The following is a 14434-nucleotide window of genomic DNA, read 5'->3' as shown; positions in this document are numbered from 1 at the left end:
AAAGAGAGCGACTGGGAGAAACCCAACCCCCCCCCCCCCCACCCCCGCCCCCCCCCCCCCCCCCCCCCCCCCCCCCCCCCGCCCCTTCACGGCTTATCGGCGTCGCTCAGGAGCGCACCCGCCGCACGGCCTTACGCGGCCTGGTCGGCGGCCATCGCGTCGCGCAGGCTCTTGGGCCGCAGGTCGGTCCAGTTCTGCTCCACGTAGTCCAGGCACTCCTGGCGGCCGGCCTCGCCGAACGCCACCCGCCAGCCGGCGGGGACCTCGGTGAACGACGGCCACAGGGAGTGCTGCTCCTCGTCGTTCACCAAGACGTAGAACTGGCCATCCGCGTCGTCGAACGGGTTGCTGCTCATGTCCACTCCATTTCAAGCCGTACACGATGGCTTCCCGGCGGAAGCCGTTCGTTCCAGGTGCCGGCGGACACAGTCCACCAGCCTCGTCATTGTCGGCCGCGGGCAAGCCCGGCGTCCAGACCCCGCTGCTCGCCGACGAATTGTCGGTATAGACGGGGGGCTCCGCGATGGTCCCGTGAAGTATTCACGGCGACCGGATCAAAATTCCGTGAAAAATTTCGGGCCTGTCGTGGTTCCCGCGTGACCGCGAAGTGCGCTCCCGAACCTACTCGGTTGGTTCTCCGGCGGTCCTCACGGGCCATGCATAAGGTTCCCGGCACGGTCGGCCCCGGAGGCCCGCTGTCCCGTGGACAGGACAGCCCGGTGCCGAAAGCCTGAATTGCCTGTAGTTTGTTGCGGGTTGTCGGGCCGTCACGCCCGGCAGCGCCGGTGACACATCGATGAACTGCCAGATCAGCGATGTGGGGCGTTCAATAGGAAAGGGCAGGCGGGGAGTTGTGGAATCACGGCACCCAGTCGCCAGAATCGAGGAATGGGGCGGCTCGGGTCATGTCATTGTCGGTGGTCCCCCTCGGCCTTCCCGGGAAACTGGGAACTTCCACTATAGGAGTAGTAGAGCCATGAGCGTCACGGCAGCACAAGGTTTTTCGGCCGCGGGCGTCGCGGCCGGAATAAAGAGCAGCGGAAATCCGGATGTGGCCCTGGTCGTGAACAACGGCCCGCGCCGGTCGGCGGCCGGCGTCTTCACCTCGAATCGGGTGAAGGCCGCCCCCGTGGTGTGGAGTGAACAGGTCCTGAGGGTGGGCGCGGTCAGCGCCGTCATCCTCAACTCCGGTGGCGCCAACGCCTGCACCGGTCCGGCCGGCTTCCAGGACACCCGGGCGACCGCCGAGAAGGTCGCGGCGAGCCTCGACGGGCACCGCGCGGGCGAGGTCGCCGTGGCCTCCACCGGCCTCATCGGTGTCCGGCTCCCGATGGACAAGCTCCTGCCCGGCGTCGAGAGCGCGGTCGCCGCACTCTCTGCGGACGGCGGCGAGAAGGCCGCCGTCGCCATCAAGACGACGGACAGCGTGCACAAGACCTCGGTCGTCGAGGGCGAGGGCTGGACGGTCGGCGGCATGGCCAAGGGCGCGGGCATGCTCGCCCCCGGCCTCGCCACGATGCTTGTCGTCCTCACCACCGACGCCGACCTGGAGAACGACGTCCTGGACAAGGCGTTGCGCGCGGCGACCCGCGTGACCTTCGACCGCGTCGACTCCGACGGCTGCATGTCCACGAACGACACCGTGCTCCTGCTCGCCTCCGGCGCCTCCGGGGCGACCCCGGAGTACGCGGAGTTCGCCGAGGCCGTCCGCACCGTCTGCGACGACCTGGCCCGCCAGCTCATCGGCGACGCCGAGGGCTCCTCGAAAGACATCCGCATCGACGTCGTGAACGCGGCCACCGAGGACGACGCGGTGGAGGCCGGGCGTTCCATCGCCCGCAACAACCTCCTCAAGTGCGCCATCCACGGCGAGGACCCGAACTGGGGCCGCGTGCTCTCCGCCATCGGGACCACGTCCGCGTCCTTCGAGCCGGACCGGCTGAACGTCGCCATCAACGGCGTCTGGGTCTGCAAGGACGGCTCGATCGGCGCCGACCGGACCGCGGTCGACATGTCCGGCCGTGAGGTCGTCATCACCGCGGACCTGGCGGCGGGTGCCGAGCGCGCCACGCTGTGGGCCAATGACCTGACGTCCGAGTACGTCCACGAGAACAGCGCGTACTCGTCATGAGGATCAGCACGCAGGAGCACCCCGCACTGGTCAAGGCGCAGTCCGTGATGGACGCGCTGCCGTGGCTCAACCGCCACCAGGGCAAGATCTGCGTCATCAAGTTCGGCGGCAACGCCATGATCGACGACGAGCTGAAGGCGGCCTTCGCCCACGACGTCGTCTTCCTGCGGCACGCCGGGCTCAAGCCGGTCGTCGTCCACGGCGGCGGCCCGCAGATCAGCGCCGCCCTGAAACTCCACCACATCGACAGCGAGTTCAAGGCGGGCCTCAGGGTCACCTCGCCCGAGGCCATGAACGTGGTCCGGATGGTGCTCGCAGGACAGGTGCAGCGTGAGCTCGTCGGCCTCATCAACCAGCACGGCCCGCTCGCCGTGGGCCTCACCGGCGAGGACGCGGACACCATCACCGCGACCAAGCACTGGCCCGAGAACGAGGACGGCGAGAAGGTCGACATCGGCCGCGTCGGCGAGATAGCCGGGGTGGACCCCGGCGCCGTCGAGGCGCTGCTCGCGGACGGCCGTATCCCGGTCATCTCGCCGGTGGCCCGCAGCGTCGACGACGACCACGTCTACAACGTGAACGCCGACACCGCCGCCGCCGCGATCGCCGCCTCCCTGAACGCCCACACGCTGGTGTTCCTCACCGACGTCGAGGGCCTGTACGCGGACTGGCCGCACAGCGACGAGGTCATCAGCAGGCTCAGCGCCAGCGAACTGGAGAAGATCCTTCCGGAGCTGGCCGACGGCATGGTCCCCAAGATGGCAGGCTGCCTGCACGCGGTCCGCAACGGCGTGGGCAGCGCGCGCGTCATCGACGGACGGGTCCAGCACTCGGTGCTGCTCGAGATGTTCACGCGCGAGGAGATCGGCACGCTGGTCATGCCGGACATCGAGGACGATCTGCGATGAGCGGGGCCGTCGAGGAGAGGGCGCGATGAGCGTGCCCGGCACGGAGGGGATGGGATGAACGAGCCAACGAGGGACACCGGCGTCACGGGCGACGCCGTGGGGGAGCGCGGGAACACCAAGCTCACCGAGCGCTGGCAGGCGTCGCTGATGGACAACTACGGCACGCCGAGGGTGCCGTTGGTGCGCGGCGAGGGCGCCGCCTTCTGGGACGCCGACGGCAAGAAGTACCTCGACTTCCTCGGCGGCATCGCCGTCAACTCCCTCGGTACCGCGCACCCCGCCGTCGTCCGCGCCGTCAGCGAGCAGGTCGGCAGGCTCGGCCATGTCTCGAACCTGTTCATCGCCGAGCCGCCGGTGCGGCTCGCCGAGCGCCTGCTGCGCCTGACCGGGCGCTCCGGGCGGGCCTTCTTCTCCAACTCCGGGGCGGAGGCCAACGAGGCGGCCTTCAAGATCGGCCGCCTGACCGGCCGCCGCCGCATGGTCGCCGCCGAGGGCGCCTTCCACGGCCGCACCATGGGCTCCCTCGCCCTCACCGGCCAGCCCGCGAAGCGCGCCGCGTTCGAGCCGCTGCCCGGTGACGTCACGCATGTGCCGTTCGGCGACGCCGACGCGCTGCGCGCCGCCGTCGACGAGGACACCGCGCTCGTCGTCATCGAGCCGATCCAGGGCGAGAACGGCGTGGTCGTACCGCCGCCCGGCTATCTGGCCGCGGCCCGCGAGATCACCCGGGCCGCCGGAGCGCTGCTCGTCCTCGACGAGGTGCAGACCGGCATCGGCCGCACCGGCCACTGGTTCGAGCACCAGGCGCACGGCGTCGAGCCGGACGTCCTCACCCTCGCCAAGGGCCTCGGCGGCGGCATGCCCATCGGTGCGACGCTCGCGTTCGGCCCGGCCGCCGAGCTGATGTCGCCCGGCGCGCACGGCACGACCTTCGGCGGCAACCCCGTCTCCTGTGCCGCCGCGCTCGCGGTGCTCGACACGATCCACGGCGACGGGCTCCTCGACCACGTCAAGCGGCAGGGCGAGACGCTGCGGCGGGGCATCGAGGCGCTCGGGCACCCGCTGGTCGACCGGGTCCGCGGCGCCGGTCTGCTGCTCGGCATCGTCCTCGCCGAGCCCTGTGCCGTGCGCGTGCAGCAGGCCGCCCAGGACGCGGGGCTCCTCGTGAACGCCGCCCTGCCGGACACCATCCGGCTCGCCCCGCCGCTGATCGTCGGCGAGGACGAGGTGACGGCGTTCCTGCGGGCGCTGCCCGAGGTGCTTGACCAGGTGCGGAGCGAGGGCGGGGTCTGACACCACCGCGGGTCTGACACCACCGGGGGCCCGGCACTGCCACCCCGGCACCGACCGAGCAGGCCGTCCACCAACTGGTGGGCGGCCTTCCGGCTTTGCGGCGCCGGGGAGCTGCCGGACCGTTCCCGCAGCCTCTCCGGCCCCGCCCTCACGATCCAATGGCGCCGCCGAGTAGCCAGGCTGCGCCAGCCTGAGCCACGTCTGCTTGCAATGGCGCCATCGTGATGCCATAGTGGCGTCATGGATCTCACGCCCTACGTCGACTACCTCCGCCGGGAGCTGTCCGTCGCAGCCGACGCGGACGGCGAGGAGGCGCGGGCGATGGCCGAGCGCCTCACCGCGCAGCTGGAGTCGGCGACCCGGCTCACGCTCCTGCGGGCCCTGTCCGACGCGGCGGGCGAGATCACCGGTGAACTGGCGCCGGGCTCCGTGGACGTACGGCTGCGCGGCCGCGAGCCCGAGTTCGTGGTGACACCGGCCCCCGTCGACGACTGGTCCGGCCGTGCCGCGGCCGAGACGGTCCCGGCCGGGCCGGCTCCGGTGCGGGTGCCGCCCCCGGCCCTGTCCGCCGAGGACCACCGCACCACGGTCAGGATCAACCTCCGTCTGCCCTCCGGCCTCAAGCTGCGGGCCGAGAAGGCGGCGGCACAGGAGGGACTCTCGCTCAACGCCTGGCTCGTACGGGCGATATCGGCGGCCCTGGAACCCGAGGAACGGGCCGCCGCCCCCCAGGCCGGCCCGGGAAGTTCCGCCGGCCGCGGCGTCCGGAGCTACACCGGCTGGGTCGGCTGAGCGCCGCCCGCACCGCAGTGTCACCCTCCCTCAGCCGTCCCACCAGCGGGGACGCCCGACAGACCCACAGGACGGGGCAGCCATGCCAACCTTCGACACCCCCGAGCCCATCTCTGTCGCCCTGCAGCTCAACGCGGGCCTCCTGCGCCTGACTGCGGGCGCGCGCACCGAGACCGTGGTCGAGGTGAGCCCCAGCAACGGACTGAGCCAGTCCGACCGCAGCGCCGCCGAACAGACCCGCGTCGAGTACGGCCAGGGCAGGCTGCTCATCAGAACCCCGCGCAGGCGCAGCCTCTTCGGCTCCGGCGGCTCCGTCGACGTGACGGTCGAACTGCCTGCCGGATCACGCGTGTCGGGCGACGCCACCATGGCCGACATCTACAGCGAGGGCGAGCTGGGGGAGTGCGAGTTCAAGACCGGGCACGGCCGGATCCAGCTGGAGCGGGCCGGACGGCTGCAGCTCAACAGCGGGTTCGGTGACGTCACCGTCGGCAGCGCCATCGGCGAGGCCGACATCCGCGTCGCCTCCGGCGACATCCGCATCGGCCGCGTCGACGGCATGCTGACCCTCAAGAACTCCAGCGGCGACACCGACATCGAAGAGGTCACCGGCCGCCTGCGGGCCACCGTCAACCGCGGCGACATCAGTATCGGCCGGGTGTACGACGACGTCACCGCGCGCTCCGTCACCGGCGACATCCGCGTCGGCGAGGTGACCCGCGGCCGCGTCGAACTGCGGGCCGCCGCCGGTGAGCTGGAGATCGGGGTGCGGAAAGGATCCGCCGCCTGGCTCGACGTACACACCAAGGTCGGTCACGTACGGAACTCGCTCGGCGCCTCCGACGCCCCCGAGCTGCCGGACGAGGCCGTCGAGATACACGCCGTCACCAGCCGCGGCGACATCGTCATACGCCGCGCCTGATCACGGCGCCTGACGGCAGCACGAGGGCGCGGTGGCCGACACCGTGCCCTCGCCGCGTTTCCCGGCACTCGGCCGTCGCCGGAGCCCGTGATCAGGCGGCGGTACGCGGTCGAGTACCGCCCGTACTCCTCGTACCGCCCGCGCACTGAGCGCGCGCCGCGCACGTACTGAGCGCGCACCGCACCCACGCTGGCCGCCGCCCGCCCTCAGCAGGGCCCGGCCGCCAGGCGTCACCTTCCCCCCACCCCCCGTACCGCGCGGTCCTAGACCCGCGGAGCGTGCCCTCGCACGCCCTGAAACAGGTGAAATATCATGACTTACCAGTCGCTGCGCCCCGCGTCCCTCACCACCCTCGTCGACCAATGGGGCGCGCCCCCGGCCCACTTCTGGCTCCGCGGCACCCGCCCCGAGCGACCGGTGGCCCTCGACGAGCGGACCGGGATCTGGCACGTGCACGGCCACCCGGAGGTCGTCGAGGTCTTCTCCGACCCCGCCACCTACTCGTCCGACACGGTCCGCCAGCTCGCCCCCGACGCCCCGGACTACGAGAAGAGCGGGCTGCTCACGCAGATGGACCCGCCCGAGCACCGGGCGCTCCGGCAGCTGGTCGGCCGGGCCTTCACGCCCAGGCTGGTGGCGGGCCTCGCGCCCCGGATCGGCGCCCTGACCCATGAGCTGCTCGACCGGGCCGACGAACGCGGCGCGCTGGAACTCGTCGACGACCTCGCCCACCCGCTCCCGGTGACCGTCATCGCCGAACTCCTCGGTGTGCCCGCCTCCGACCGGCCGCTGTTCCGGCAGTGGAGCGAGGAGATCTTCCCGCGCGAGCAGGGGCCGACGGCGGCCGACGGGACCGGGGGCGGCGGGGGCGGTGGTGACTTCGGCGCGGACGAGGTCGCCGCCGCGCTCGATCTCGGGCGCCGCATGAACGAGTACTTCACGGAGCACGCCGACGACCGCAGGCGCCGCCCCCGGGAGGACCTGCTCACGCTGCTCGTGCAGGCCGAGGTCGACGGCGAGCGGCTGTCCCCGGCGGCGCTCGGCAACTTCGCCCAACTGCTGCTCATCGCCGGGCACGTCACCACGACCATGCTCCTGGGCAACACCGTGCTCTGCCTGGACTCCCATCCGGAGTACGCGGAGGCGCTGCGGCGGGACCCGGCGGGGCTGCCCGCCGTGATCGAGGAGTCGCTGCGCCTGCTCACGCCCTTCCAGGTCTTCTACCGGGCCACGACCCGGGAGGCCGAACTGGGCGGGCAGCGGGTGCCCGCCGGGCAGGCGCTCGCGTTGTGGGTCGGCGCGGCCAACCGCGACGAGCGGGTCTTCTTCGGCCCGGACGACTTCCGTCCCGGGCGCGACCCCAACCCCCACCTCGCCTTCGGCCGGGGCGTCCACTTCTGTCTGGGGGCGCCGCTCGCACGGCTCGAAGGGCGGATCGCGCTCGGCATCCTCCTGGAGCGCTATCCGGCCCTGCGGACCGACCCGGACCACCCGCCCGTGCTGATGGCGAACCCGGAACTGACGGGTGCTCGGGAGCTGCCGCTGCTCACCGCGGGACGGCCGGGACGGGCGGCGGCGTGACGGCGTGACGGTGGGACGCCGACCGGGACCCCGGGGCTCAGCCCGCGTCGCCGCGGGGGGACTTGCGGGGGGTGCGGGGCTTGCGGGACGCCGACTTGCGGCAGGCGAGCTCGTCGTTCGACGCGACGAACTCGATGCCCGTCCGGGGCAGGCCGATCCCCGTCTGGGGCAGCCCGACCCCCGGTTGGGGCAGGCCGATGAGGGAGTGGACGACATCGTCGAGGCCCGCGCTGTGCACGGTGAGCCGCGTGGCCTCGATCGCCGCGTCGTCCAGGGCGTCCAGGACGGCGCGGAGCGCGGGCACGGTGCCGTCGCTCGGCAGGTGCAGGGCGAGCGCCTCGGGGTCGGGCGTGGCGAATTCGAAGAGGGCGGTGGCTGATTCCAGTCCGCTCACGCTGGCGAACTGCAGCCGGATGAAACCGCCGGGCAGGCCGGCGTCGACGAGGGGGGTCGCCGGTGCCACGGACGCCGGTGTGTGCCGCGGTGCGCCCCGGTGCTGCTCCCGCTCCGCGCGGGCGTGGCCGCCGGGGGGTGGCGTCACCACGAACTCGGGGTCGAGGCCGCGGAGTTGCACCGCCACCGAGCAGCCGGGGGCGAGGTCGCGGGTGACCTCGCCCATGGCGGCGGACAGCGCGTTGAGCAAGGTGAGCCGGGCCGCTGTCTCCAGCGGTGCGGTGAGTCGTTGGGCCAGGGCTCGGGCTTCGTCTCCGCCCGCGTCTGCGGCGACTACGAGCTCGTGCCGGAAATCGTCGACGTATGGCGTGAGGTCCATGACGCCATGATGGCACAAATATGGCGCCATACAAGCGCCACTTTCCCTGGCTCGTGGTGGCTGACCGAATCTCGGCTACTTGATGCCCGCTTGTCCCAGGCTGCGAAAGCGTTGCTGCGGGTGGGGCGCCACCCAAGAAGGCTTCGCTGTCGCGAACAGGACGATTCCTCATAGGTCAAGGCTCACAACGGGTACTGGCTGGATTTCGCTTCGGGATCGGCTACTGCAACCCGTCTGGGCCTGAATGTGGCGATGGTGCGGACGGATGGGGGTGGCCTGGTGAAGCACTGCTTCCGGGTGCCTCGATGGGCGCGCTCGCGGTGCCACTCCAGGGCTTCCATGGGGCCGAACGGGCACTCGAAAGGCCCGCTTGCGTGCTGTCGATTGCCCTTGAGGAGTGGTGCTGGCAAGCAGTGGCGGCGCGCTGGTGCCGAATGTGTGCCACGGTGGCTTGCCATGGCGCCATCGTGGTGCCATCGTAGCGCTATGGATGCCACGCGGTACGTCGACGAGTTCCGGCTCGGGTTCGCGGCCCCCTCGGCCCTCGCGAGCACGTCCGGACTCGGCCTCCCCGGGCCGACGTAGCCGTGCCCTCCAGCAGTCCGCCGCATGCCGCCGCCGTGGCTCGCCCGTCGAGTCGCGCGGCGACGCACATCGAGACCGCCGGCGCGGTCCTCGCCCTGTCCCCCTTTTCCTGACTACCCGACGGGAGTCCCTTTCGCCGTGGCTACCATCCTGTACAAACTGGGCCGTTTCGCCTTCCGGCGACGCGGTTTGATGGCACTGCTCTGGGTGCTGATCTTCGGCGGGGTGGGCTACGCTGCCTCGTCCGCGCCGACGCCCCCCGCCGACGCGTTCTCGATGCCGGGCACCGAGTCCCAGAAGGCCTACGACCTCCTTGAGGACAAGTTCCCCGACGCGAGCGCCGACGGCGCCACGGCCCGTGTGGTCCTGCGGGTCCCCGGCGGCGGCGACATCACCGCCGCGGGCGAGAAGACCAAGGTCAACAAGGTCGTCGCCGAGCTGCGCAAGGCGCCCCAGGTGGCGACGGTCGGCGACCCGTACGCGGGCAACGCCGCCGTCAGCAAGGACAAGTCCACCGTCTATGTGTCCGCCACCTACAAGGTCGTCCAGACCAAGGTGAACGACAAGGCGCACGACGCCCTGGACGAGACCCTGGAGAACGCCCGCAAGAGCGGACTCAAGGCCGAGGCCGGCGGTGACGCCGTCAAGGTCGAGCAGTCCGTGGGCGGTTCCTCCGAGGCCATCGGCATCGCCGTCTCCGCGATCGTCCTGATCCTGACCTTCGGCTCGATGATCGCCGCAGGCATGCCGCTGCTCACCGCGCTCGTCGGTGTCGGCGTCGGCATCTCCGGCATCACCGCGATCGGCTCCACCGTCGGCCTGTCGTCCACGACCACGACCCTGGCCATGATGATCGGCCTCGCGGTCGGCATCGACTACGCCCTGTTCATCGTCTCCCGCTACCGCTCGGAGATCGCCGAGGGCCGCGAGCGCCACGACGCCGCCGGGCGGGCCGTGGGCACCGCGGGCACCGCCGTCGTCTTCGCCGGACTCACCGTCATCATCGCCCTGGTGGGTCTCGCCGTCGTCAACATCCCGATGCTCACGAAGATGGGCATGGCCGCCGCGGGCACCGTCGCGATCGCCGTCCTCATCGCCGTGACGCTCGTCCCCGCGCTCCTCGGCTTCGCGCCCGTCAAGGTGCTCGCCCGCAAGGACCGCGCGCTGTACAAGGGCAAGCCGCTGTCGGAGAAGAAGCAGCGCAAGGCCGAGGAGCGGGCCCGCAAGCAGCAGCGGCCGAACCTCGGTGCCCGCTGGGCGCGCTTCATCCTGCGCCACCCGGTCGCCGTCCTGCTGCTGGCCGTCGTGGGCCTCGGCGCGGTCGCCGTACCCGCCGCCAGCATGAAGCTCGGTCTGCCCAGCGAGGGCACCATGGCGCCGGACACCACCCAGCGCAAGGCGTACGACATGATGTCGGACTCCTTCGGCAAGGGCTTCAACGGGCCGCTGATGGTGACCATCGAGGGCAAGAACGTCAAGGCCGAGGCCGAGACCGTGCGCAAGCGCATGGAGAAGGAGCCCGGCGTCGAGTCGGTCGGCCCCGCCGCGCCCAACAAGGCCAACGACACCGCCATCGTGAACGTCGTGCCCAAGACGGGCCCGGCCGAGGACGAGACCAAGGACCTGGTCAAATCCCTGCGAGGGGTGGCGAAGAACATCGAGGCCGACAACGGCCCCGAGATCCTGCTCACCGGCCAGACGGCCATGTTCATCGACTTCTCCAAGACCCTCGACGACGCTCTCCTGCCCTACCTGGGCACGGTCGTCGGCCTCGCCTTCCTCCTGCTGATGCTGGTCTTCCGCTCGATCCTGGTGCCGCTGAAGGCGGCGCTCGGCTTCCTGCTCTCGGTGGCGGCCGCGCTCGGCGCGGTGGTGGCGGTCTTCCAGTGGGGCTGGCTCGCGGACGTCTTCGGCGTCGACCAGCCAAGCCCGATCATGAGCACGATGCCGGTCTTCATGATCGGCGTGGTCTTCGGCCTCGCGATGGACTACGAGGTGTTCCTGGTGACGCGGATGCGCGAGGCGTACGTCCACGGCGTCGAGCCGCGCGAGTCGGTGGTCACCGGCTTCCGGTACGGCGGGCGTGTGGTCACCGCGGCCGCGATCATCATGATCAGCGTCTTCTCCGGCTTCATCATGGAGGAGAACGACCTGGTCAAGATGATCGGCTTCGGTCTCGCCGTCGCCGTCCTCTTCGACGCCTTCATCGTCCGCATGACCATCGTGCCCGCGCTGTTCGCCCTGCTCGGCAAGTCCGCGTGGTGGCTGCCGAAGTGGCTCGACTGGCTGCTGCCGAACATGGACGTCGAGGGCGAGAAGCTGTCCCGGCGCCTCGCCGCCCAGCAGCAGGTGCCGCCGCAGCAGCGTCAGCCCGAGCCGCAGTACCGCGGCTGACACACGAGCCGCCAGGGGTGACGCCCGGGACGGGGCAGGCACATAGCACCAGGAGTGGCCCACGGCCAGACCTGAGGCGGAAAAGCTGCCCCGATGCGGGTCGGCACGGCCGTGGAGGCCGCCGTCGGCCCGCCGTCGCCCTGCCCGGGCGGTGGGTCAACGTACGCTGCCCGAGAGGGTGTTGAAGCGGGTCGCACCGGCTCATCCAGCCGGTGCGACCCGCTTCGTGGTGTGCGGGGGGCGCGAGAAATTCCCGGCGGCGTGTCCTGGTGGCCGGGACGAAATGGGGGGCGCGCCCGGTCTCGCGGCGCGCCCCCCGATGGTGCCGAGCGCGGCCCGGCGCCGCCCGGAAGAGGGCGATCCGCCGGGCGGTCTGCGTCTGCGCCAGAAACCCTGTTCCGGCGGCGATCCCGGGTCTAACGTCGGCCTGAAGAGCACAAACACGCCGGGCGCAGCGCCCGGATCGCATCGAGGAAAGGGTGTGGTGCCACTATGGCTCGCCGTGGCGCCATGAGTGTGCCATGATGGCAGCATGGACCTGACGCCGTACGTGGCCACTCTCCGGCACGAACTCGCGGTCGCCACCGAAGCGGGCGACGAGGGCGCCCGCGCGCTCGCCGAACGCCTGGCCGCGACGCTGGAGGCCGCGACCCGGCTCGCCCTGCTGAACGCCCTGTCCGAAGCCACGCGGGAGATCACCCTCGAACTCGCGCCCGGCTCGGTCGACGTGCGGCTGCGGGGACTCGACCCCGACTTCGTCGTGACGGCGCCGCCCGGCGGCGAGCCGTTCGCGGAGCGCCCCGACCGGAGCGCTTCCGCCCGGCTCACGGCCGCGCCCGTGCCGCGCCCCGTGGCGGAGCCGGAGGACGGCGGTGCCTCGCGGATCAACCTCCGCCTCCCGGCGCGGCTGAAGCTCCGGGCCGAGCAGGCCACGGCGGCGGAAGGGGTCTCGCTCAACTCCTGGCTGGTGCGGGCGGTCTCGGACGCCCTGGAGCCGGACGGGAACCGCGGATCGGTGGCGCTCACCTAGACCCCACGGACCGCTCCCGGCCTGCCGCCGCCTGACGCCGAAACCAGCCGTCCCGCCAGTGGGGACGCCCAGCAGAGTCACGAGGATGGGACACCCTTGCCTACTTTTGACACCCCTGAGCCGATCACTGCCACGCTCCACGTCGAGCTGGGCGTCGCCCACATCACCGCGGGCGAGCGCCCCATCACCGTGGTCGAGGTGCACCCCCGCACCGAGGGCGACGAAGCCGACCTGCGGGCCGCCAGGGACACCAGGGTCGACTTCCGCCGCGGCCGCCTGACGATCCGTACGCCCAAGGCTGCCGCCCGGCGCGGGGACTCCGGGTCCGTCGCCATCGAGATCCGGCTGCCGAGCGGCTCCCGCGTCAACGGCGCCGCCGCCACCGGTGACTTCACCGGCGACGGCCTGCTCGGCGAGTGCCAGCTGATCACCATGGACGGCGACATCCGCCTGGACCGCACCGGCCCGGCGCGGCTGCGCACGGAGCGCGGCGACGTCACCGCCCGGCACATCCACGGCATCGCCGAGATCGTCACCGGCTCCGGCCAGGTGCGCGTCCACGAGATCGACGGTCCCGCCGAGATCAAGAACTCCAACGGCAACACCTGGATCGACCAGGTCACCGGTGAACTGCGGCTGAAGGTGGCCAACGGCAACATCTTCGTCGGCCGGGCGCACGCGGACGTCGCGTCCAAGTCCGCCAACGGCGACACCCGCATCGAGCAGGTCGCCCGCGGCCGCGTCGACCTGCAGACCCAGACCGGCGACCTGGAGGTCGGCATCAATCTGGGCACCGCCGCCTGGCTGGACGTCAACTCCCAGGCCGGCACCGTCCACAACTCACTCGGTGCCTCCGACGGCCCCGGCAAGGGGGCGCAGACCGTGCAGGTGCGCGCCCGCACCGGCGTCGGCGACATCGTGATCCGCCGCGCGCAGCCCGTGTGACACGGGGCACGGCACCGCCGTACGGAAGACGACCCGCGCCGTACGCAGGACAGCGAACGACATCGGAACACCGGAACGATCTTGAAACACCAACGGAAATGAGAAGGGGCACGATGACCGCCACCACCCAACCGACCGGGGCATCCAAGGGGATCACCGCCCTTGGACTGCGCAAGTCGTACGGCGAGAAGGTCGTACTGGACGGCGTCGACCTGCAGGTCACCCCGGGCACGATCTTCTCCCTGCTCGGTCCCAACGGCGCGGGCAAGACCACCACCGTGCAGATCCTCTCCACGCTGATCCGCGCGGACGAGGGCCAGTGCACGGTCGCCGGGCACTCGCTGGAGCAGGACCCGGACGCGGTGCGCTCCGAGATCGGTGTCACCGGTCAGTTCGCGGCGGTGGACGGTCTCCTCACCGCCGAGGAGAACCTCTTCCTGATAGCCGATCTGCTGCACCTCGACAAGGCCGAGGGCCAGCGTCGCGCGGCCGAGCTCCTCGAGCGTTTCGACCTCACCGATGTCGCCAAGAAGCCCGCGTCGGCGTTCTCCGGCGGTATGCGCCGCAAGCTCGACCTGGCCATGACCCTCGTGGGCAAGCCGAGCATCATCTTCCTGGACGAGCCGACGACGGGTCTGGACCCGCGCAGCCGCCGCACGATGTGGGAGATGATCCGCGACCTCGTCGCGGGCGGCACCACGATCTTCCTCACCACGCAGTACCTGGAAGAGGCCGACCAGTTGGCCGATCGCATCGCGGTCCTCGACGGCGGCAAGATCGTGGCCGAGGGCACCGCGGACGAGCTGAAGCGCCGCATCCCCGGCGGCTACATCAAGCTCCGGTTCAACGACGCCACCCACCACGACGCCGCCGCCCGCACCCTCCCGCAGGCCACGCGTGACGACGAGGACCTCACGCTGCAGATCCCCAGCGACGGCAGCATCCCCGCCCTGCGCGGCGTGCTGGACGGCCTGGAGCGCGCGGGCATCCATGCCGAGGCGTTGACGGTGCACACCCCCGATCTCGATGACGTGTTCCTGGCTCTGACGGGTCAGGGCCGTAAGTCCACCTCTGACGTGAA

11 protein-coding genes and 1 pseudogene are annotated in these 14434 nt (G+C 71.4%); 10 read left to right on the top strand and 2 right to left on the bottom strand.

All coding sequences use genetic code 11. The annotated features are described in order from the left end of the window. Nucleotides 1-131: 131 nt before the first annotated feature. Nucleotides 132-356: an MbtH family protein gene (locus ACZ6AA_RS23855; RefSeq protein ID WP_190118303.1), complete on the bottom strand. Its 225-nt coding sequence runs from the start codon at nucleotides 354-356 to the stop codon at nucleotides 132-134. A 620-nt stretch (nucleotides 357-976) separates the two neighbouring features. On the opposite strand from ACZ6AA_RS23855, the gene argJ reads away from it, so the two are divergent. From argJ to ACZ6AA_RS23825, 6 genes are all read left to right on the top strand, one after another. Further along, the gene (gene argJ, locus ACZ6AA_RS23850) at nucleotides 977-2131 is read left to right on the top strand and encodes a bifunctional glutamate N-acetyltransferase/amino-acid acetyltransferase ArgJ (RefSeq protein WP_468483682.1); all 1155 of its coding nucleotides are present in this window, start codon (nucleotides 977-979) and stop codon (nucleotides 2129-2131) included. Further along, on the top strand, nucleotides 2128-3039 hold the full coding sequence (argB, locus tag ACZ6AA_RS23845) for an acetylglutamate kinase (protein ID WP_468461860.1): 912 nt from the start codon (nucleotides 2128-2130) through the stop codon (nucleotides 3037-3039). Before argJ ends, argB begins: the two co-directional genes overlap by 4 nt. Before the next feature lie 54 nt (nucleotides 3040-3093). Continuing rightward, the gene (locus ACZ6AA_RS23840) at nucleotides 3094-4332 is read left to right on the top strand and encodes an acetylornithine transaminase (protein ID WP_471459840.1); all 1239 of its coding nucleotides are present in this window, start codon (nucleotides 3094-3096) and stop codon (nucleotides 4330-4332) included. A gap of 240 nt (nucleotides 4333-4572) precedes the next feature. Then, nucleotides 4573-5124, top strand: a complete 552-nt coding sequence (locus tag ACZ6AA_RS23835) for a toxin-antitoxin system HicB family antitoxin (protein WP_471459838.1) — start codon at nucleotides 4573-4575, stop codon at nucleotides 5122-5124. Between the two features lie 82 nt (nucleotides 5125-5206). After that, nucleotides 5207-6046 (top strand): DUF4097 family beta strand repeat-containing protein, encoded by an 840-nt coding sequence (locus tag ACZ6AA_RS23830; protein WP_468461854.1) that lies wholly within the window; start codon nucleotides 5207-5209, stop codon nucleotides 6044-6046. A gap of 312 nt (nucleotides 6047-6358) precedes the next feature. Next, nucleotides 6359-7627 carry a cytochrome P450 gene (locus ACZ6AA_RS23825; RefSeq protein ID WP_471459836.1) on the top strand — a complete coding sequence of 423 codons (1269 nt, stop codon included), beginning with the start codon at nucleotides 6359-6361 and terminating at the stop codon, nucleotides 7625-7627. A 522-nt stretch (nucleotides 7628-8149) separates the two neighbouring features. Here ACZ6AA_RS23825 and ACZ6AA_RS23820 read toward each other — a convergent pair. Further along, nucleotides 8150-8399, bottom strand: a pseudogene (locus ACZ6AA_RS23820) (hypothetical protein); the annotation flags it as partial. A 723-nt stretch (nucleotides 8400-9122) separates the two neighbouring features. Between ACZ6AA_RS23820 and ACZ6AA_RS23815 the strand changes: the two are divergent. The 4 genes from ACZ6AA_RS23815 to ACZ6AA_RS23800 form a co-directional block, all read left to right on the top strand. Beyond that, nucleotides 9123-11378 carry an MMPL family transporter gene (locus ACZ6AA_RS23815; protein ID WP_471459834.1) on the top strand — a complete coding sequence of 752 codons (2256 nt, stop codon included), beginning with the start codon at nucleotides 9123-9125 and terminating at the stop codon, nucleotides 11376-11378. Nucleotides 11379-11910: 532 nt separating this feature from the next. Then, nucleotides 11911-12408, top strand: a complete 498-nt coding sequence (locus tag ACZ6AA_RS23810; RefSeq protein WP_471459832.1) for a hypothetical protein — start codon at nucleotides 11911-11913, stop codon at nucleotides 12406-12408. A gap of 96 nt (nucleotides 12409-12504) precedes the next feature. Beyond that, nucleotides 12505-13353, top strand: a complete 849-nt coding sequence (locus ACZ6AA_RS23805; RefSeq protein WP_471459830.1) for a DUF4097 family beta strand repeat-containing protein — start codon at nucleotides 12505-12507, stop codon at nucleotides 13351-13353. Nucleotides 13354-13466: 113 nt separating this feature from the next. Beyond that, nucleotides 13467-14434: ATP-binding cassette domain-containing protein (locus ACZ6AA_RS23800; protein WP_471459828.1), on the top strand; the 968-nt coding region annotated here is incomplete at its 3' end.

The organism is Streptomyces sp. NPDC040610, from assembly GCF_055594065.1.
The sequence above is the reverse complement of the archived record's forward strand: the minus strand, read 5'-3'. Positions and strand labels throughout refer to the sequence as shown.

Bases quoted from the DNA above. Each gene is read 5' to 3' on its own strand.
- ACZ6AA_RS23825 (WP_471459836.1), top strand. From the start codon at position 6,359: ATGACTTACCAGTCGCTGCGCCCCGCGTCCCTCACCACCCTCGTCGAC.
- argJ (WP_468483682.1), top strand. From the start codon at position 977: ATGAGCGTCACGGCAGCACAAGGTTTTTCGGCCGCGGGCGTCGCGGCC.
- ACZ6AA_RS23835 (WP_471459838.1), top strand. From the start codon at position 4,573: ATGGATCTCACGCCCTACGTCGACTACCTCCGCCGGGAGCTGTCCGTC.
- argB (WP_468461860.1), top strand. From the start codon at position 2,128: ATGAGGATCAGCACGCAGGAGCACCCCGCACTGGTCAAGGCGCAGTCC.
- ACZ6AA_RS23840 (WP_471459840.1), top strand. From the start codon at position 3,094: ATGAACGAGCCAACGAGGGACACCGGCGTCACGGGCGACGCCGTGGGG.
- ACZ6AA_RS23830 (WP_468461854.1), top strand. From the start codon at position 5,207: ATGCCAACCTTCGACACCCCCGAGCCCATCTCTGTCGCCCTGCAGCTC.
- ACZ6AA_RS23855 (WP_190118303.1), bottom strand. From the start codon at position 356: ATGAGCAGCAACCCGTTCGACGACGCGGATGGCCAGTTCTACGTCTTG.
- ACZ6AA_RS23810 (WP_471459832.1), top strand. From the start codon at position 11,911: ATGGACCTGACGCCGTACGTGGCCACTCTCCGGCACGAACTCGCGGTC.